This window comes from Candidatus Paceibacterota bacterium (assembly GCA_036517255.1).
Classification (GTDB): domain Bacteria; phylum Patescibacteriota; class Minisyncoccia; order Phycocordibacterales; family WO2-35-19; genus DATDXE01.
The window spans coordinates 13182-31522 of sequence record DATDXE010000004.1; the positions used below are offsets into that span (position 1 = coordinate 13182).

At 39.9% G+C, this 18341-nt stretch carries 20 protein-coding genes and 1 tRNA gene; 5 read left to right on the forward strand and 16 right to left on the reverse strand.

Translation table 11 applies throughout. The annotated features are described in order from the left end of the window. Positions 1–633 carry an MBL fold metallo-hydrolase gene (locus VJH67_00430; protein ID HEY4515645.1) on the reverse strand — a complete coding sequence of 211 codons (633 nt, stop codon included), beginning with the start codon at positions 631–633 and terminating at the stop codon, positions 1–3. A gap of 108 nt (positions 634–741) precedes the next feature. Between VJH67_00430 and VJH67_00435 the strand changes: the two genes are divergently transcribed. Genes VJH67_00435 through VJH67_00445 form a run of 3 tightly spaced genes read left to right on the forward strand, consistent with a single transcriptional unit; the run spans position 742 to position 3188 of the window. Further along, positions 742–2106, forward strand: coding sequence for a recombinase family protein (locus VJH67_00435; protein HEY4515646.1), 1365 nt, complete (start codon positions 742–744; stop codon positions 2104–2106). Between the two features lie 33 nt (positions 2107–2139). Continuing rightward, positions 2140–2355, forward strand: coding sequence for a helix-turn-helix transcriptional regulator (locus VJH67_00440; protein ID HEY4515647.1), 216 nt, complete (start codon positions 2140–2142; stop codon positions 2353–2355). Between the two features lie 23 nt (positions 2356–2378). Beyond that, positions 2379–3188: a Dam family site-specific DNA-(adenine-N6)-methyltransferase gene (locus VJH67_00445; GenBank protein HEY4515648.1), complete on the forward strand. Its 810-nt coding sequence runs from the start codon at positions 2379–2381 to the stop codon at positions 3186–3188. Here the strand turns inward: VJH67_00445 and VJH67_00450 are convergent. The 4 genes from VJH67_00450 to VJH67_00465 all read right to left on the reverse strand — a co-directional run bounded on the left by VJH67_00450 (position 3183) and on the right by VJH67_00465 (position 6463). Next, positions 3183–4370 (reverse strand): ParB N-terminal domain-containing protein, encoded by a 1188-nt coding sequence (locus VJH67_00450; protein ID HEY4515649.1) that lies wholly within the window; start codon positions 4368–4370, stop codon positions 3183–3185. The genes VJH67_00445 and VJH67_00450 overlap by 6 nt on opposite strands. 11 nt (positions 4371–4381) lie before the next feature. Further along, on the reverse strand, positions 4382–5950 hold the full coding sequence (locus VJH67_00455; GenBank protein HEY4515650.1) for a DEAD/DEAH box helicase family protein: 1569 nt from the start codon (positions 5948–5950) through the stop codon (positions 4382–4384). A gap of 19 nt (positions 5951–5969) precedes the next feature. Next, the gene (locus VJH67_00460; protein HEY4515651.1) at positions 5970–6191 is read right to left on the reverse strand and encodes a hypothetical protein; all 222 of its coding nucleotides are present in this window, start codon (positions 6189–6191) and stop codon (positions 5970–5972) included. A gap of 201 nt (positions 6192–6392) precedes the next feature. Further along, a tRNA-Gln gene (locus VJH67_00465) sits at positions 6393–6463 on the reverse strand. Positions 6464–6912: 449 nt separating this feature from the next. Between VJH67_00465 and VJH67_00470 the strand changes: the two genes are divergently transcribed. Then, positions 6913–7482, forward strand: a complete 570-nt coding sequence (locus tag VJH67_00470) for a hypothetical protein (GenBank protein HEY4515652.1) — start codon at positions 6913–6915, stop codon at positions 7480–7482. On the opposite strand, the gene dnaX is transcribed toward VJH67_00470, so the two are convergent. The 6 genes from dnaX to serS all read right to left on the reverse strand — a co-directional run bounded on the left by dnaX (position 7454) and on the right by serS (position 15008). Next, a complete protein-coding gene (gene dnaX, locus VJH67_00475; GenBank protein ID HEY4515653.1) occupies positions 7454–8485 on the reverse strand; it encodes a DNA polymerase III subunit gamma/tau in 1032 nt (343 codons plus the stop codon). The two genes, VJH67_00470 and dnaX, sit on opposite strands and share 29 nt — an antisense overlap. Positions 8486–8838: 353 nt before the next feature. After that, on the reverse strand, positions 8839–9957 hold the full coding sequence (locus VJH67_00480) for a tRNA-dihydrouridine synthase (GenBank protein ID HEY4515654.1): 1119 nt from the start codon (positions 9955–9957) through the stop codon (positions 8839–8841). A 128-nt stretch (positions 9958–10085) separates the two neighbouring features. Then, positions 10086–12500, reverse strand: a complete 2415-nt coding sequence (locus VJH67_00485; GenBank protein HEY4515655.1) for an AAA family ATPase — start codon at positions 12498–12500, stop codon at positions 10086–10088. Continuing rightward, on the reverse strand, positions 12497–12880 hold the full coding sequence (locus VJH67_00490; protein HEY4515656.1) for a hypothetical protein: 384 nt from the start codon (positions 12878–12880) through the stop codon (positions 12497–12499). The genes VJH67_00485 and VJH67_00490 overlap by 4 nt, the downstream gene beginning before the upstream one ends. A 7-nt stretch (positions 12881–12887) precedes the next feature. After that, on the reverse strand, positions 12888–13712 hold the full coding sequence (locus VJH67_00495; GenBank protein HEY4515657.1) for a hypothetical protein: 825 nt from the start codon (positions 13710–13712) through the stop codon (positions 12888–12890). A 9-nt stretch (positions 13713–13721) separates the two neighbouring features. Continuing rightward, positions 13722–15008 carry a serine--tRNA ligase gene (serS, locus tag VJH67_00500; protein ID HEY4515658.1) on the reverse strand — a complete coding sequence of 429 codons (1287 nt, stop codon included), beginning with the start codon at positions 15006–15008 and terminating at the stop codon, positions 13722–13724. Positions 15009–15085: 77 nt separating this feature from the next. Here serS and dprA point away from each other — a divergent pair, with 77 nt between their 5' ends. Further along, complete coding sequence (dprA, locus tag VJH67_00505; GenBank protein HEY4515659.1) at positions 15086–15946, forward strand: DNA-processing protein DprA; 861 nt, start codon at positions 15086–15088, stop codon at positions 15944–15946. Positions 15947–15996: 50 nt separating this feature from the next. Here the strand turns inward: dprA and VJH67_00510 are convergent, their stop codons facing one another. The 5 genes from VJH67_00510 to VJH67_00530 form a co-directional block, all read right to left on the reverse strand. Continuing rightward, positions 15997–16188, reverse strand: a complete 192-nt coding sequence (locus tag VJH67_00510; protein ID HEY4515660.1) for a hypothetical protein — start codon at positions 16186–16188, stop codon at positions 15997–15999. Positions 16189–16300: 112 nt separating this feature from the next. Next, positions 16301–16837, reverse strand: coding sequence for a hypothetical protein (locus VJH67_00515; GenBank protein HEY4515661.1), 537 nt, complete (start codon positions 16835–16837; stop codon positions 16301–16303). A 53-nt stretch (positions 16838–16890) separates the two neighbouring features. Beyond that, positions 16891–17169: a hypothetical protein gene (locus VJH67_00520; protein HEY4515662.1), complete on the reverse strand. Its 279-nt coding sequence runs from the start codon at positions 17167–17169 to the stop codon at positions 16891–16893. A gap of 2 nt (positions 17170–17171) precedes the next feature. Beyond that, positions 17172–17567 (reverse strand): cupin domain-containing protein, encoded by a 396-nt coding sequence (locus VJH67_00525; protein HEY4515663.1) that lies wholly within the window; start codon positions 17565–17567, stop codon positions 17172–17174. Positions 17568–17761: 194 nt separating this feature from the next. Continuing rightward, the gene (locus tag VJH67_00530) at positions 17762–18316 is read right to left on the reverse strand and encodes an exonuclease (protein ID HEY4515664.1); all 555 of its coding nucleotides are present in this window, start codon (positions 18314–18316) and stop codon (positions 17762–17764) included. Positions 18317–18341: the final 25 nt, after the last annotated feature.

An 18341-nucleotide genomic window follows, 5' to 3' on the forward strand; every position in this document is an offset into this window, starting at 1 on the left:
TTAAAATTCATTACTATCTCCTTCAATCATTGCAACAAACTCAATGCCATTTTGTGGAAGAATTTTTCCTGGGAGCGCATGTGCTGAACCAAAACGAGTTCCATCATGAACAGGGAAAGCTACTTTGGGTTTTAACTTCAGAGCATAATCAACAGCCTCACTAATTTTCATCCATGGACCGGACACTGGTAAGGCAAGTATTTCTACAGGTCTTTCTGGATCAGTAAAAGCATCACCAGGATACCATAGCCTTCCGTCAATAAAGAATCCCATATTTTCTGAAAGTGGTATGGAACTATGCATTTGAGCGTGCTTCTCCCCAGTACCGACTATGGCAATATCTCCAAGAGATATGGTTTCCTTATGAGCAACTTTTGTATGTGCGATACCTTCCTTTTCTAGAAGCTCACTTACTGAACTGCTGGTGTAAACAACCGCTTTAGGATTCTTCTTAAGAAGAATTTTCAAGGATTCTAAATGATAATGATCCTGATGCTCGTGGGTAAAGAGGATATAATCGATGTTCTCTAATTTAGAATGTGCGTCCACAGTATAACTGCCCGGATCTGTTAGAATCCTTTTGCCTTTGGTTTCTATGAGAAGGCAACAATGCCCTAATTTGGTAATCTTCATAGTAAGACCATTTTAGCAAAAAATGGCTAAAATTGTAGCTTTAGTTACCTCCTTCTTACTCACTCCTCGGGCCTAGACTTATTTGGACCCCAGCGGCTTACTTGTGTCATGGAAACACAAGTACACCCAGTGGGACGATTTGGGGCACCAGCGGTACCTGAGGTCGTAAAAATGAGCTATGTGCTTTATGCACGTAAATCGACCGAATCGGATGAAAAGCAGGCCTTATCGATAGATTCCCAGATCAAAGAAATGCTACAAATGGCAGAACGAGACGGGCTGGATATTATCGATATTCGGCGAGAATCCCATTCGGCTAAGGATTCAGGACAACGCCCTGTCTTTAATGAAATTTTGAAAGATGTGAGAAGCGGAAGATTTAATGGAGTTGTTGTCTGGCATCCAGACAGATTAAGTCGTAACGCTGGAGACCTCGGATCACTTGTAGATTTAATGGATCAAAAACTTCTAGTTGAAATAAGAACTTATGGACAGAGGTTCACAAACAATCCAAGTGAGAAATTCTTGCTGATGATTTTATGTAGCCAAGCGAAGCTCGATAACGACAATAAAAGTGTAAATGTAAAACGTGGACTTAGAATGAGATGTGAGATGGGATTGTGGCCAGCTCCAGCACCGACGGGTTATTTAAATGAAAAGCGAATTGATAGAAAAGGATACGTGATGGTAGATACAGATCGGGCACCTATAATCAGAAAGATGTATGAGAAAGTAGCCTATGAAAATTGGAGCGGTAGGAAAATATATAATTGGCTTAAATTTGATTTAAATTTCAGAAGTGCTACGAGCAACAAACCACTTACTCTAAGCAACATCTATAGACTACTCCAAACACCATTCTTCTATGGACAATTTGAGTATCCTACAGGAAGTGGTAACTGGTATACAGGAAAACATGAACCAATAATTACCAAAGAGTTATATCAGAAAGCTAGAGAAAATTTGATTAGGTCGGAAATTAAAAATACCGATAAGCAATTTGCCTTTAGTCGACTTATGACTTGCGGACTCTGTGGTTCAGGAATAGTGGCTGATGAGAAAATTAAGAAACTAGCCAAAGGTGGAGTTGCTAAATACATATATTACGGATGCTCACGATCAAGAAATCGTGATTGCAAATGTGGATATATTCGTGAGGAGGAAATAATTAGACAGCTGATTGAATTGATGAGTAATCTAGAACTTGACCAAAACTTCATTATGAAGAAATTTAACGAGGAACGTGATAGAGCTAAGAAATTCCAACATCAGTTTTATGGAGTAAAGCCAGAGATGAGCAAAGTTGAATTTGATCCCAAACAGTATGCCACTTATGTACTCACACAGGGGACCATTGAGGAAAAGAGGACATTTCTGCTTAGTGTCAAAAGTAAGATATTGATGAATAACAAAAAGATCAAACTAGACCCACCTAATGCATCCACCAATGAGATTTGCTCCCAGATCACTTAGATGATAAAATAATAAGAGTAAAGTTTTATCAATATGAAAAACAAACGAAGAATTTCAATAATCGCAATAAATCTAAAAAGACTAAAACGAGAAAAAGGCTTGTCTCAGAGTGATTTGTGCAAGGAAACTGCTCTGGCGTATCATACTATTGCAAAGATCGAAACAGGTGCAACATCTGATCCACGGATAAGCACGCTTAAGAAACTTGCCAAGGCTCTTGATGTGCCCCTAAACTCTTTGGTGGAATAAACCAGGATGCCTTAACCATTTTTATGAAAATAAATCAGATAAGTAAAGTTCCACCTAAACCTCCAACACCCCCACTAAAATGGGCTGGAGGAAAAAGATGGTTGGTACCTCATTTAAAACCTCTATGGGAAAAACATAAGAACAAGCGTTTTGTGGAGCCATTTTGTGGCGGTCTAGCGGCCACATTGGGACTGTTGCCAGAAAAAGCATGGCTAAACGACATCAACCCACACTTAATAAACCTGTATACTGAGATAAAAAAGGGGTTAAGAATTGATATTGAACTTAGCAACGAGGAAAAATTCTATTATCGACGCCGCGATCAATTTAATGCCTTACTCAAAGATAAAAATATAAAAGGTAAAAAAACAGCAGAGTTATTCTATTACCTAAACAGAAGTGGGTTTAATGGTTTGTGTCGTTTTAACAGCAGGGGTTTTTACAATATCCCATTTGGGAGACACACAACGATAAATTATCTCCGTGACTTCAAGGAATACAAAAAAAGTTTTAGGAGGTGGAAATTTACTCATACTGATTTTAACAAAATGAAATTAACAAAAGATGATTTTGTTTATGCTGATCCACCATATGATGTATCTTTTTCTCAGTACTCTATGGAAGGATTTTCATGGGAGGATCAAGTACGATTGGCAAAATGGTTATCAAAGCATCCCGGCCCGGTTATTCTCTCTAATCATGCAACAAAAAGAATACTGGAATTGTATACTTCTTTAGGTTTTGAGATACAAATACTCGATGCTCCAAGAATAATTAGTTGCACTGGCGACAGAAAGAAAGTCAAAGAAGTTTTAGCAACTAGGAATCTATGACTTTTTGGATTTGTCAATTCCGGCAGCTCGTTTTAGTTGAGTCATTTTTTTATCAATATTGGCTATATGTTCCATCTCATTTGGTGCGAATCCGTCGGAGCCAATTTCTCCAAGATTAATTTTGTTTAATTCATTAAGAACCAATTCCAAAGTATTTTGCAGAGAACGATGAGATCTCTTTGTTTCAACCTCAGCTTTCACTGCACCTGCTTTTTCTCTATCTTTAAAGATTCTATCTACATCTTCACTCGTTCCTTCGGCTACAACAAACGCGAAATCGCGGACATTGGAACTTCCAGCAGAAGCTTCAGTAATTACTGGATTTTTGCCCCTGAGGCCGAAATACATGTCAAGAATTTTCTCAACCCCTTCATCTGAGAAAATTGATTTATTTTCATCATAACCAAAGTAATTCTTTAAAGCCGTACGTCCAAGTGTTTCCTCAATCATCGAGAAAGAGTCCGGGCTTACAACTTGTGGATGGTTACGTGACGCTTCCAGTAGTTGTAGATAGACCCTGTAGAGTTTAATCTTCTCTCGTACGTCAGTCCATCTAACCGAAAACATAGCAGAAACCTTCTTTGCAACTATTGGGCTATATAAAAAATTCTCCGGGTTTCTCGCTTTATTAGCATCTCCCGAACAATACTCATCCATATACTGTTGATATAGATTAAATGCAGCGGGAAGTGGTTTCCAAGGAAGGATCGAGCCATGATGACGAAGGCCTAAAATTTTACGCATCATATCCTTTGCTCCTGGTTGTGTAGTATCGATGACAATACAAGGTATCTTTGCTAATTGTACTTTGAGTGCTTTACCAGCTTCACCTAATAATTCAAATCCCTTTACCTTACTTTCATGATTTTTAAGAATCTTTTTGACTGCTGTCACTCGACGGTTCCCTTCAATAATCAAATACTTGGTATTAATTTTTTCAACGAAAATTTTGTCTACTTGTATAAAACCATCAGCCATAATAGCTTCTACTAACTCATCAATCTGAAAATGATTCGCTGAATCGTTCATCTGAGCATAAGCGGTAGCTTGAACATCTTCGTCTGTTACCCTAGCAACGTGTGTAATTTCATTATGATGCTTGGAAAAACGAGGGTTGTTTGGATCAAGAAGAAGATCCTCAATTTTAACAGGGGTTTCATTTAGTAAATTGATATTGGTCATATTTTAATGTTTTATTGAATTGATAAATATACTAACGAATCAACTTTCCCGCGCTTATCTTTTATATTAGATGCTCGGCGCATGGCTGCAATTAAGCTAGAACGATAAACGCGATTATTCATAGGTCGTAGCTTTACTAAATCTGGATAATTTCTTTCAAGCAAATAATCGTGATTTAGATTATAGTATTCTTCTATATTCTCCGAAAGATCATTAAACATCTCTATCTTTTGAATAGCATTCTCTGGGAAGCTCAGTATTCGCCATTGTCCAATGATGCCATTAGGCACATCATTAAAGAGGATTAGATTAACCCTTTTTCCTAAGAAGATAGAGGTGACATCGCGGAATGTTAAATCAGAAATCTTTGCCTTAATTTTAAAGAGTTTCCAAAAAATACTAATCGGAAGAAGAGGCCAGATCGTCTTGAAGTCTTCAATCCTAGGTTCAAGATAATCTGAAATTTCAGCAAATAGCCAACGGTTATCAATCCGGTACGAAACATTGGGTAAGCGATCAACTATCTCGATCACGTATGCATTAGCATTCACGTGATCTTCTGGGGTTCTTACAACACGACCAATACACTGCATGTAGTAAAGAATTGAGTTAGTTGGTGTTGCCATCACTACGGTATCAATATTTGGATCATCATATCCCTCGTTCAATATCTTACAGTTTACCAAAACTGAAGATGACTGAGAGTGATGCCACTTCAGATATTTATCATTTGCAATGTTTTTGTCGTTATTATTTCCACCGTAGATGTACCCAACATGATCAAATTTATATTTAGAACGAATGTTATTATTTTCAATTGTTTCAAAAAGGTTTTTAACATGTAAGTTCGTACCAGCAAAAACGATAATCTTTTTCAGATTATATTTTTCGGCTTCTTGAAAGATGTAGTGAGAAATGAGTTTGTTTCTTTCTTCGTTGTTGAACTTCTCCAGTTGAGTTTCGTCCTGAAGAGATGTTGCGTCAACATTGATCTCTGTTCGAACCTCTGGTAAAAATTTCGGGAGTAAGACCACACGACGATGTACAAGTTCCCGAAATGTAATAGAGTAAGACACCTTTTGGAACGGGAGACCCCTATGATCCATTCGTCGAGGAGTAGCCGTCAACCCAAGAATTCCAAGTGGATATTCAAACAGCTCACTATATGTGTCTGCTGCGGCATGATGAGCTTCATCTATAACTATTATCTTATATTTTGTTTCTGTACTTAACGCTTTTACTGCATCCGCCTTCATTTTCACATCTACTTGAGACTTAAGAAGCTGATTTAATGAAAATTTTGAATAATTTTTTTCATTTTCAAAATTCTCCTTTGCATGATGATATAGCGCTAATGTATGTACTACCCATAGTACCTTCTCATCTTTTGCTATATGACCCTTATTAAACATTTCACTTAGTGATCTAATCGCTGTAATAGTTTTGCCACCACCAGTAGGCAATACTAAAAGAAATCTTCCTCTAATATCTTTTTGAAAATCCCCAACCACTGACGATATTGCTCGAAGTTGGAAACTCCAATCTGGTTTACCACTTTTATTTTTGAATAGATTAAACATCTAGGTTAGTATTCAGCTTTTACAACTTAAAACCATTTTTATGATCTGGAAAATAAAACTTTGAACGAGCTACCCTGGTAGCCTTTTCTATCGCTGTAAAAATCTTATTTATATCTTCTTCAGAATAATCATATGCACTTCGATTTGCACAGTTACTCAGTATTCTGAGTTTGTTGATAATCTCGTTTGTTCGGGTTGCCGCTAAACGTTTGAATCTTTCACTTTTTTCTTCTATTTTCATAAATGTATGCTTATATGCGTAATAGTATTCTCTATTTACCAAAGAGTCAATACCTTTACGTGGTAATAACACAAAATCGCCTATAGAGGCGACTTGTGTTCTGAATACTGCTCTCAGCAGGTATGCGATGACGGAATAGGTCGATCAACAAATATCGGAATTTAAAGCACTCTGGTCGCTCCGATACTACGTTGACTCGTGCTGCCAGACTTGGATTCGAACCAAGATACTCGCCTCCAAAGGGCGATGTCCTACCATTAGACGATCTGGCAATAAATTACTTCTTATTTATACCCTTAAAAATCCCATGCGTCCAGCAAAACACATCCTTATACGCCTTATTCGGGCGAATAAGCCTGTAAACAAAATTTGTGAGTTATTAATTTATTTGGGCTCTATAATAATGTAAGAGAAACGGAAATTTCTTTCAATTTTTCGAGTCTACATTTATAGAAAACTGTTAGCCCTTTCTGATCTCGATCTAATAGGCCACAAGTATAAAGGGTGTTTAGGTGTCTCGAAGTCGCTCGCAGCGACAATTTTATTTCCTTGGCTATGTCACTCACAGATAAGGGTTTCTTCTTCAAAATCTTTATGATAAAAAGTCTGCGATGATTTGCCAGACCTTTCAATGTTTTCTCTATCTCATTCTCATTCATCACCTAATTATATATGCCTTATTCGGGCGAATAAGCCGATTATCCACAATTAATTTTAAAAAATGTGTTATAATGCAAGAGTTAAAAATTTAAGAGAGATAGAGATGGTTGTTTTGAAAAAATTTTGGAGGTGGTATGAGGAAAATTATAGAGTAAATGTAGGGATGGCCGCCCTGCTTTTTTTGGTACAAATTATTCACCTACTTTGGCTCCTGGTCGAAGTCATCTGGATGAAGCTTTTCGGCTTCCCTCTTATTCACTTTCACGACCTGCCACGATTTATACTGATACTCGTCGACTACACTGAGATACCAGCCATCATCGCCGTCTCCCTCATTTATATCGACTCTTTAAGGAAAGAGTTCACAACAAAGAGCCTGGTCTATCTTATATTTCTGAACTCCCAATGGCTCCACCTTTTCTGGATCACCGATGAGTTTGTAATCGAAAATTTTGTGGAAGGGACAAAAACTGTTTTACCTGCATGGCTCGCCTGGGTAGCGATACTGATCGACTACCTCGAGCTTCCTGTAATATATGACACGATAAAAAGATTCGTAAAATCCAAAAAGGCAGAAGTATTTTTAGAAAAGGAGGAATACTCTATACCTGAACCTCGCAGGATTTCATAATGGCAATTTCAATCGGTAATTCCAAGATACTGGCATATTTTTGACGCGATTCGGCTTCGAGAAAATTGATGAGCGTTTTAGAATTGATGCCTTTGGCGGTTTTAGAAAGTTCAAAAAGTTTTTCAAACTCTTCTTCCCCCGTTTCACTCGCTACCATTTCTTTCATGTCCTTGGCAAACCGAAGGAGCAATACGAAACGCAGATCGCGAAGAATCATTTTTAAAAAAATTTGCATATCAGCATTAGATTCACTAGCCTGTCGTACACTCGAAAGAGCTTTTTCTGTATCAGTATTAGCTACTCCGTCGATCACCCCCATGACCAGTCCATGTTTCGGAGCGCCTAGAACCTTCTCTACTTCATCCTCACTTAATTTGTTATCCGAGGATGAATGAATAATTTTTTGTAAAGTGGAAAGGGCATCACGGAAAGAGCCCTCGGCAAGAGTAGCAATAAGGGAAGCCGACGCCTTACCCAAACTGCAACCTTCTTCCTTGGCTACATTTTGCACTGATTCCATGACAGATTTGTGCGAAGGTTTACGGAAAATAAAATGTTCGCACCGTGAGACTACTGTGTCGGGCAACTTGTGTGCTTCAGTAGTAGCTAAAATAAAAATGACATGTGGAGGCGGCTCTTCTAAAGTTTTAAGCAGAGCGTTGAATGCTTCCGTCGTCAACATATGCACTTCATCGATAATATAAACTTTGTATTTTGAGTGATAAGGCAAAGTATGCACTGCTTCGCGGATGGCACGCACATCTTCGATGCGCCTGTTTGACGCGCCATCGATTTCATAGATATCATCAGGAGAAACGCCGAGAGTTTTAGAAAAAATCCTAGCGATACTAGTTTTACCTACCCCCCTAGAACCAGAGAAAAGATACGCGTGAGAAACTTTGCCAGTCTTGGCTTCATTTTCTAAAACAGAAACAATGTGTTCCTGACCTATTACTTCCTGAAAATTCCCCGGCCGATATTTTCTATAGAGTGCTACTTGCATAAGTTTTCATTATATAAAAAGTTGGACAAATAGAAAGGGCCCCCATTGCTGGGGGCCCTGTCACCGTACTTTACTTCTGCCTTTAGCCGGCATGACTTACGGGCTACATGCCCCGTACTTCATGCCCGCCCGCGCCGGCGGCCGCGTCAGCCCGTCTCGCCGCCGCCGCCGAAACGCATGGTGTTCACGTCGCTCACGCCGCATTTGAATAAGGTCTGCACTAAGAAACTGAACGGGGGTGAATGCTGATTCATGGTTTGGTTCTCCTGCTGTACAGTATAGCAAATACACAGAATATGTCAAGCTCCGCCAGCTGGCGGATTAAATTAACTTATCAACTTATTAAAATACCCTTATTTTAAGGCATTTATTAGACTTACAGCCTCTTCTGCATTATTTGTTTCCATCAATTTATTTTTCAAATCAAAGACGCCTTCGTATCCTGCCAAGTATGCTTTAAAATGTTTCTTCATTATGGCAAAACTTTTGACTTGCCCTAGGTTTTTATGAAAAAGTTGTATGTGCTCTTTAAGTATTTGGAGTTTCTCTTCTAAATTTGGTTTGTGATTTGAAAAAAGACAAGCGTTGCCAAACACTGCCCTGCCGAGCATAGCTCCATCGGCACCTGTCTCTCTGCACTTCCTCCTCGCGTCGTCAGTGTCTACGACATCACCATTACCCAATATTAAAGTTTCTGATTTCAAATTATCCCTTATCTCTACTGCCCTCTTGATACGCTCCCACCTGGCGGGGACGAGAGACATTTCTTTGCGAGTGCGAGCGTGGAGAATTATTGCCGCTGGTTCTTCAGCTAAAAGCTCTGGTAACCATCCGTCGGCTGGCGGATCTAATTCATCTTTGTTGTAACCGAGCCTAGTTTTGACTGACACAGGTATTTTATTTTGGACACCGATCTTTGCCGCTCTTATAAGTTCCCTCGCAAGTTTTGGATTCTTGATAAGCGCTGCGCCGGCGCCTTGCTTCTCGATACTTTTATCGGGACAACCCATATTGATATCCACCCCATCGAAGCCAAGCTCTGCCGCAAGCCTCGCCACTCTCTCCATATTTTCTGGCTTGCTGGTGAAGAATTGGGCTACAATAGGCCTTTCTATTTCAGAAAATTCTAAATCTTTCAAAAGTTTCTTTCTGCCTTCGAGAGGAGCGAGGCAAAGTCCATCAGCCGAAACAAATTCTGTATAAGTAACATGGGAAATAGAAGAATATTTGGAAATAATATGACGAAAAGCCGAATCAGTAACATCGGCCATAGGGGCAAGGCAAAGTATCGGCTCTCCATTATTTTTGACCTTCATTTCCTGCCAAAAATTTGACATGTTGACAACTATACCAGAAATACTTATTATAAAAAGGAGGTCCAACTGTATGTTACTGCTAGGCTTGGCGATCTTTGTGATCGGAATCTTGGGTATGGCTCTCGGGCTCATGTCTACCAAGGATCGCTTCTTCATCCCCGGAGCTTTCCTCGCCATATTGGGAGGCATGCTGATCATCGCATCCCCAGAAGTCAAACGTTTCAACCCGAGCAGCCGCGCTTCACCGCCGGCTGCTCTTCCCTTTTATATACTTAGGTTTAGGATTACATCACATCTCTCACTCCGAGTTCCAAAGTTTGGCCGGCTCTTACTTCTTTAGAAAGAATTTTCCTGGCTACATAGTCCTCTATTTTTTCCTGCATAATTCTGTTTATAGATCGAGCTCCAAATTCTTTGTCGGCTCCATGAAGAACTAGATAATCGAGAAGTTCCGATGACAATTTGATTTCTATTTGTTTTTCCTCTCGCAACCTTTTTGCAAATTTTTCAAAAATTTTATCAGCCACACTACGCAACTCTAGAGTTTCAAGCGGTTTGAAAAGTACTACCCCATCAAAACGATTTATAAGTTCAGGCTTTAATATATGTTGCTCGACAAGCGAGTCGACGATAGCATCCTTACTTGCTGCTATATCCTTACCTTCACGTACTATATTCCAAATCATGTCACTACCGGCGTTTGAAGTGGCAATAAAAATAACATTACGAGCACTCACCTCACCCTGGAAAGCATCCGTAAATTTACCTTCATCCAAAATACGAAGGAAAAGATTGTGCACATCAGGAGCCGCCTTTTCAAATTCATCCAAAAGTACCACCCCGTAAGGATTGTCATGAAGCTTGGCAGAGAGGTCGCCAATTTTACCCTCACTGAAGCTACCTATAAGTCGAGGTAAGGCATCGGCCCCATTATATTCCGACATATCAAAACGGATAATTTTATTTTCTCCGCCAGCTGGCGGACCGAAAAAGCTTTCGGCTAGAGCTTTAGCCGTCTCCGTTTTTCCCACTCCAGTCGGGCCAAGGAAAAGGAACGTAGCAATTGGCCTTTTTGGATTACCGATACCTGCTCTGGAGCGACGCATGGCACTGCTTACCGCCTTCACCGCTTCTTCTTGACCAACGATACGTTCATGTAAAAGTTCTTCCAATCGAGAGAGCTTCTCTCCCTCCTTGGTACTCACAGCACCGACTCCCAAGCCCATTTTTTCTGATATAAAACTAGATACGTCATTCCTAGAAAGGGAAAAAAGATTGTTTTGCATACCCCATGTAAATACTTCCTCCATCAAATGAAGTGCCTTTCCTGGCATTTCACCGTAAGCGACAAATTTATCCGAAAGCTCTGCTACTTCAGCGAGAGCCGGGTAGGTGAAAAATATTTTACCCTTCGACTCAGTTTCGAGTAATTTAGCTTTCTCCAAAATCGGAGGCATGGAAGAAAGCACTGTTTCTTCTTCCGGAACAACTCTTTCGAAGAGCTTGCCTAAACCCGGAAAAAGCTCCATAAAATAATAAAAATCTGTTTTAGTAGAATGAGCAATGACATGTATTCCAGGAGAAGCGAGGCATTCTTCCATCACCGACTGGATATTTATACCGGCATTTTTACAATCCAAAATAAAGGAATGCAAGTTTGCTATGTAAAGTATAACGTTGCCAGTATTTTCACATTCGCGCAATAATTTAAACATTTCCTCCTGCAAACGAGCCTTATCTTTATTTAAAGAAACAAGTAGGGGCCAATCAAACTCAATTATATTTTTATGCTCGAGAAGAGGATGGACTTGGCCAAGATAAATTTTCTTATCCAACCGCAGGACAATATCGCGAGCGACACCCTCATCATTATCGACAACGATAGCATTGGCCTCAGAAGCACGGAGTAGAGCATTCTCTAGTTGCAGTATTTCTTTATTCCTAAATTTATTTTTTATATCTATGGAATGGAAAAATATATCCCGCCTGATCGATCGACCAAATTTGGAAAGCTCGGTCATGATGCCGAAAGAGAGACTAGTACCAATCGATGGGATAGCCTGTAGAGATTCTTTACCCCACCACCTGTCCTCCTCCATCGATAAGTTGAACTCAGCATTTACCCAATCGACTGCCCCCTTATAATCACTCTCATTTACCTCTCTACCGGAAAGGAAAGTTTGGAAAGATTTATCTGCAAAATAAATGGCATGGGCAAGGGTAGAATAATCGACTGCATTTTCCGGCAATATAAAGCTAGAGCTTGGTACTTTTGTACGCTGTCCCACCATAAATCTAGCCTGCTCTTCTTTTGATATACCAAGACGAAAAAGTAGGGTAGAGGTGATGGGTGAGTTTAAAAAGGATAGAGTGACATCGTATTCGTCAATTTTTTCTACTATATCAGCGACAGAAAATTCTACCTTAATATTTTCTGAAAAAGAAAACCTGGAAGAATTGTAGAAACATTCCAAAAGAAAGAGGATGATAAAAAGAGAAAGAAAAAGAAAGAATAAACCATCAGGCAGCGTATTGTATTTTTCATTCACCAGGTCGATAAAAGAGGCGGCAAAAGAGGCGGCTGTAAGAAAGATCAGGAAGTATCTCAATACAGAACGTAATTTTTTAGGAAAAACGTTGTCGACAAACAAAGCATTCCTGTATGGTTCTATATTTTTGTGTAAAGTAGTGAAGTTCATATGACAGAAGCGTAGATTAAGAAAAAGGATGAAGCAAAAAGAGTGACCAGAACAAAGGGTATGAGTAACCACAATATATAAGCAGAAAAAGATAATACGAGAAGAGCGAAGCTAGAGATAAGACCTGAGATGATTACAACCGAACGAGCAAAAAAGCCGACCACCCTCATAATAGAGTTGACGATGAAAGAAGAGATGAGAGATTCGACATCGAAACCCCTCTTATAATGCTCCCCCATTTTTTTCCATGGGGAAAAAAGACTAAAAAACAGAAGTTTGAATGAAAAAAAATGGGCCAAGAAAGAAAAAAGATTGCGGGAGAGATATATGAGCTCCATGAAGCCTGGACCATAGTGCCATCTAAAATATTGAGTAATCATGATTAAATTATACTCCTTCCTTTACCTTGAAAAAAATCTTGTTCCCATATCTCGCATCGATGTATTCGAATGGAGGGATAACTCCCCCGTTGCTGGCCTTAGAATTTTCTATAAATAATTTTATGTTTCCAAAAAGTTCTTCTTTATTTTTATCGTCAGGCAAAAATAGTAGGTAAGAACCAGTACTAAAATGTAGCTCTGCTCGTGACTCACTCACGACGTTTACTCTCTCCAATCTGAAACCCAGGCTCTCCACATTTTCGGTAAATTTTCTAAGTTCGGAGAAAAATCCTACCTCGCCATAGCTCTTTCCCAGAATGGAGGAGCCACCCTGATCGACTAGTCCATAATATTTCATTAGACCATCCATATTCATAGCCCTGGCAAAGATAAAACCTTGTTCGTCCATATAGAAACAATTGCTAGAAGAGGAGCACCACAGGGCTGAGGCAAGCCTCTCATTCACCCTGATATAAAGGTTACGGTCGATTTCAGTATCGACTTCAGCTTCAAGAAGAGCCGGCAATTTTGTCATAATTTCCTCCTTGATATCATTCTTAGGATAGAGCATAAAGTTACTCTTAGGAAAGATACCAAAATAATTACCTTTGATATGACTTTGAACGATTTCTTTCAAAACAGAAGAAGGTACCCTCTTGGTCTCTGAAATTTTTATTTCTTTTATCTGAAGAGCTGGAAGCCTAGCGAGGAGTACAATACCAGCGAGAAACAAAAAAAGTACCCCCATCACCAAATAAAATTTACTTTTTCTCTTATGCCTCCTTTTACGACTTAAATCGTTTTTATTGACAGTTCGGCCTTTCTTGCGCATTTACTAATTCTAACCGATTTTTTCTTTTCCTCCCATGTACGGCCTTAAGATTTCAGGAATAACTATCGATCCATCGGCTTGTTGGTAATTTTCAACGAGTGGAATTAGGAGGCGTGGCATAGCGGCCGCTGTATTGTTGAGTGAGTGTACAAACTTCAGGCCACTTTCACCATTTTGAGAATCATCTTTATACCTTATATTCAATCTGCGTGTTTGAAAATCATGAAAGTAAGAAGAAGAATGAGTTTCGCCATAATTTTTCATAGAAGGCCTCCAGCACTCTATATCGTATTTCTTGACTTGCCCTAACCCAAGGTCACCGCCACAGTTTATGACGACATGATAAGGGATGCCGAGTTTTTGAAGCATATTTTCGGCATTAGCTGTGATTTCTTCATGGAACTTGACCGACTCTTCGTGACTAGCTTCGCAGAGTACTATCTGTTCAAGTTTTAAGAATTCGTGTACCCGGTAAAGGCCTTTCACATCTTTACCATGTGCTCCAGCTTCGCGACGAAAACAAGGGCTAAAGGCTAGAATTTTTTTTGGTAGATCTTTCTTTTCGAGAACTTGATCAGCAAAATATGACATCCCAGCTACTTCTCCAGTACCAGCTAGATACTCACCATCTTGAGTTTTATATAAATCTTCCTCTCCTTGTGGTAGATAGCCGGTGCCAAGGAGCGTCTCCCGACGAACAAGAGAAGGCACGATCATCGGGATAAAACCTTTCCCAGAAAAATGATCAAGAGCAAATTGTAGTAAGGCCATTTCCAACCTGGCGCCATCATTTTTCAAAAAATAACCTCGGAATCCAGCGACAGAAGCACCTTTCTCAAAATCGGCCATGTCATGAAGCTCCATGAGAGCAATATGATCCTTGGGTTCGAAATCAAATTTCTTTTCAGGAGTCGGCACCCAATTTTTCACCTCTTTATTATCAGCATCGCTTTCACCTTCAGGCACTGATACATCAGGAATGTTTGGAACGCTGACCATGAGCTTCTGCCAATCAAGCATCACCGTTTTCAGGTCGCTCTCTATTAATTTCATCTCCTCCTTTATGATCGAAAGGCCTTTCAGTATCAAGAGCTTCTCCTCTTCAGCCAAGCCAGGAACAGTCATGCGAGTGCCTTCCTTGTTTTGGAAAGAACGTTTTTCATCATAAGAGAGTTGTAGAGCCCGCCGCTTTTCATCCACCTCAAGAAGTTTGTCCACATCAAAATCAACATGCTTTATTTTAGCAGCATGTTTGATCAGGTCCTTGTTTTCGCGTATGAATTTGATATCAAGCATTAGTAATTTCCAATTCTTAATTTAAAATTTTCAATCAATTTTCAATGTTATAATAATACAAAATTAAATGAAAGCAAATGAGCTATAAAATTAAAAGTTTAGCAAAAGACGCTTGGCCACCACTGCTCGCAGAAATAAATGACCCGCCAAAACAATTATGGTACGCCGGAGAGATACCTGATTATTCAAGAAAATTATTGTGTGTAGTGGGTAGCCGCAAGTTCACACAATATGGTAAAGATGCGACTGAATACTTGATCGAAGGTTTGCGAGGCTACCCGATTACTATAGTTTCAGGCCTTGCTCTCGGTATCGATTCTATCGCTCACAGAGCGGCAATGAAAAATAATTTACCCACCATCGCAGTTCCCGGGTCGGGATTAGAACCAAAGGCACTCCATCCGCAAAGTCATGTGCGATTAGCAGAGGAAATCGTAGAAAAAGGCGGCACTCTTCTAAATGAATTCGTTCCCGATTTCAAAGCGACTCACTATAGCTTCCCCTTACGTAATCGTATTATGGCTGGCATGTGCAGTGCGACACTCATCATAGAAGCAGAGGAAAAATCAGGCACTCTGATCACAGCCAAACTTACCAGTGAATATAATAGAGAGTTGCTGGCGCTTCCTGGTTCTATATTTTCAAGATCTACCACTGGGCCGCATATGTTTTTACGATTGGGGGCGACTCTGGTACGAAACAGTAATGATATTTTGGAAACACTTGGTATTAAAGTAGAAGATGAAAAGAAAGTAAATGATTATTCTGATTGTTCAGAAAATGAAATGAGAATTATAGAATTCTTACGAGAACCAAAAGAAAAAGATGAAATATTTTCAAACTCTGGCCTGCCAGCAGGCGAAGTCCAAACCATTCTCACTCTCCTCTCACTCAAAGGCCACATCAAAGAAACTTTGGGAGAAGTGAGGTTAAATTGAAAAGCTCGCGGCAATCGGTATGGCAACCGACTGACACGAACTATTTTGCCCTAATCAGGGAGGATTTTTATAATCCTTAGAAACTTACGATCTTGGCCCGTCAACTTGAGCGGAGACGGAACCTCATTTTTCCTACTAGTCAGTAGGAACAGCTCTTCGAGCATCAGGATATCTGTCGGCCTGAGGTCCCGGAGCATATCCGAAAAACTCGGCCCTCTTTCATCAGGTCTTTCTTTTTGCATCTATCCCTTATTCTAACACGTAAATATAAAATAGTAAACATTACCAAAATTACAACAAAATCAAAACGGCCGCGATATTTCACGCGGCCGTTTTGATTTTGTTACACCACCTTCAATTGGTCTGTACATCAAATGTTTTAAGCGGGTTGGATTTTAGAATACTCTCTGCTTCTAAATATCCTTCACTGTAGTCAAAGTTCCAGCGTGCAGGAAGAGCAAGTACATACAAGTTATTTCTTCCAAGCTCACTAGCGAGAATAGGTGCGGCTCCTACCGAGAAATTTCCTGCAATATATGAATTCCATTGTGCCACAGGGAAAACCATCACAGGGATGTCTTGATATGGAAGTGCTGAAGTCCACTTTGGATTTCGGATCGAAAGTTTAGCTCCTGTTTGTTTTATGCTGGTTGCCGTCAGCGGATTTCCTTCCCAGGTATTTTTTACAATAGAATATCCTTCCCAGCTTTCGGGTAGTGAAAAAGTAAATCCGTAGTCGCTATTGTTATATACGACAGCGGTGCTCGAAGCAGTAGGTTCATTTACAGGTACTATTTCTTTGTTTTTTTCACTAAGTAAATATCCTACTAATCCTAATACCATCAGACTTACAACTACTATGAGTATGGAGATTGTTTTGGTATTTTTCATACCTAAAGTATAGCACAAAAAACAGTATTATTTTAATTCTGTCAAGATATATATTATTTCTTTAACGGTCCCCACTGCCAGCGTGGCTTTTCTCCTTTCCAATAACCGAAAGTAAATATGAGCGCAAGCATGAGTAGCATGCCCAAGAGTGCTGCACCAGGAGCATCATCAGTGTCTCCAACATAGATACCGGCCACAAGAATAGTTACTCCAATAGCGATAACAAGCCATCCTTGCCATTTTACTGGAACCCAGCCCCAGCCATACAGCTTGGCTTTAAACCAATAGCCCTGCGGATTATCCTTCAAATATTTTATATATTCTTTGATCATGTTTATTCAGTCGTCTTGCCGTCGAATTCGTCAGAGGTGTCGGCTTCGCCCTCGGCTTTTGTTTTGTGGATAATTCCGTCTTTGTGATGTGGCGGCATGTAGAGGGTATAGAGCTTCATCTCATCGGCTCCAGTATTGATGATATTGTGTTTCGTACCCGCTGGAACCATGATGACACTGCCGTCGGCAAGATTATAGGGAAGGTCACTCAAGATTGCCGTACCGGTGCCTTTTTCTACACGTAAAAATTGATCAACATCATGTATTTCCTCGCCGATTTCCTCTCCAGCAAGAAGTGACATCAAGACGAGCTGGCTGTTCTTGTCAGTATAAAGAACCTTTCTGAAATTGTTATTCTCGAGTGAGAGCTTTTCGATATTGGTGACGTAGCCCTTCATGGAGCTATTATATCATACTTTAAAAATGAAATGAGCTTCATTGCTCCCTTGGGCTTTCAATACTCATGGCCTCATTATTCCAACAAATCCCATGAAATGCTCTCTGCTCGACATGGTGCGGGATATCGGAACCTTCTGGAAGACCAATAAGGAGCTTATTTGGCTACCCAATATCAAGCAGGGTTTCTTTGGAATTACGCAGCCAACTGAGGCTGAGATGGCGGAGTATCGCTAGATTTTAGGCCTATCACCCTTAAGCAATCTCTCAAAAGCTTCAAGGTTATACCCATAGCATCGTGAACGGGATGGTGGTCGTGCTTTGTTATACGCAATCTTTTCCAAGATGAGGTATCTTTAAAGTCTCCAATTAAGCCAGCGTAAAAGTCACCAATTCTTCTAGCAGAATATCCGAATGGATTTCTACCAAGAGTTCGATGGAAGCTGTCATTGATCCACTGCCAATCAAATGCCGGATTGTCACTGACGAATCTGGGTTTTTCTTCACCGCATACCTCCTGGAGCCATGCGTCAAATTTCTCAAATATTTCCTTTTCATCAAAGAGCACGCCTGTCGTCATCTTGAACTCAGGATTTTCTGGGTCAGGCTTTCTTTCAATCAACACTCCATGAAAGGTGGCTTTTGAGGGGTATGTGACTGCGCCAAATTCAGTAAGCTTGCCCATACTTGGACACTTGCCGTTAGCCTCGCAGTCTACAAAAATTAAATTTTTAAGATTATTTGCATCCATCTGACCATTTTACCTTCAAACAGAA

Excerpts from the sequence above, each read along its gene's own strand:
- VJH67_00430 (HEY4515645.1), bottom strand. The coding sequence starts at position 633 with ATGAAGATTACCAAATTAGGGCATTGTTGCCTTCTCATAGAAACCAAA.
- VJH67_00435 (HEY4515646.1), top strand. The coding sequence starts at position 742 with ATGGAAACACAAGTACACCCAGTGGGACGATTTGGGGCACCAGCGGTA.
- VJH67_00440 (HEY4515647.1), top strand. The coding sequence starts at position 2,140 with ATGAAAAACAAACGAAGAATTTCAATAATCGCAATAAATCTAAAAAGA.
- VJH67_00445 (HEY4515648.1), top strand. The coding sequence starts at position 2,379 with ATGAAAATAAATCAGATAAGTAAAGTTCCACCTAAACCTCCAACACCC.
- VJH67_00450 (HEY4515649.1), bottom strand. The coding sequence starts at position 4,370 with ATGACCAATATCAATTTACTAAATGAAACCCCTGTTAAAATTGAGGAT.
- VJH67_00455 (HEY4515650.1), bottom strand. The coding sequence starts at position 5,950 with ATGTTTAATCTATTCAAAAATAAAAGTGGTAAACCAGATTGGAGTTTC.
- VJH67_00460 (HEY4515651.1), bottom strand. The coding sequence starts at position 6,191 with ATGAAAATAGAAGAAAAAAGTGAAAGATTCAAACGTTTAGCGGCAACC.
- VJH67_00470 (HEY4515652.1), top strand. The coding sequence starts at position 6,913 with ATGTGTTATAATGCAAGAGTTAAAAATTTAAGAGAGATAGAGATGGTT.
- dnaX (HEY4515653.1), bottom strand. The coding sequence starts at position 8,485 with ATGCAAGTAGCACTCTATAGAAAATATCGGCCGGGGAATTTTCAGGAA.
- VJH67_00480 (HEY4515654.1), bottom strand. The coding sequence starts at position 9,957 with ATGAAGAAGCGATCCTTGGTAGACATGAGCCCGAGAGCCATACCCAAG.
- VJH67_00485 (HEY4515655.1), bottom strand. The coding sequence starts at position 12,500 with ATGAACTTCACTACTTTACACAAAAATATAGAACCATACAGGAATGCT.
- VJH67_00490 (HEY4515656.1), bottom strand. The coding sequence starts at position 12,880 with ATGATTACTCAATATTTTAGATGGCACTATGGTCCAGGCTTCATGGAG.
- VJH67_00495 (HEY4515657.1), bottom strand. The coding sequence starts at position 13,712 with ATGCGCAAGAAAGGCCGAACTGTCAATAAAAACGATTTAAGTCGTAAA.
- serS (HEY4515658.1), bottom strand. The coding sequence starts at position 15,008 with ATGCTTGATATCAAATTCATACGCGAAAACAAGGACCTGATCAAACAT.
- dprA (HEY4515659.1), top strand. The coding sequence starts at position 15,086 with ATGAGCTATAAAATTAAAAGTTTAGCAAAAGACGCTTGGCCACCACTG.
- VJH67_00510 (HEY4515660.1), bottom strand. The coding sequence starts at position 16,188 with ATGCAAAAAGAAAGACCTGATGAAAGAGGGCCGAGTTTTTCGGATATG.
- VJH67_00515 (HEY4515661.1), bottom strand. The coding sequence starts at position 16,837 with ATGAAAAATACCAAAACAATCTCCATACTCATAGTAGTTGTAAGTCTG.
- VJH67_00520 (HEY4515662.1), bottom strand. The coding sequence starts at position 17,169 with ATGATCAAAGAATATATAAAATATTTGAAGGATAATCCGCAGGGCTAT.
- VJH67_00525 (HEY4515663.1), bottom strand. The coding sequence starts at position 17,567 with ATGAAGGGCTACGTCACCAATATCGAAAAGCTCTCACTCGAGAATAAC.
- VJH67_00530 (HEY4515664.1), bottom strand. The coding sequence starts at position 18,316 with ATGGATGCAAATAATCTTAAAAATTTAATTTTTGTAGACTGCGAGGCT.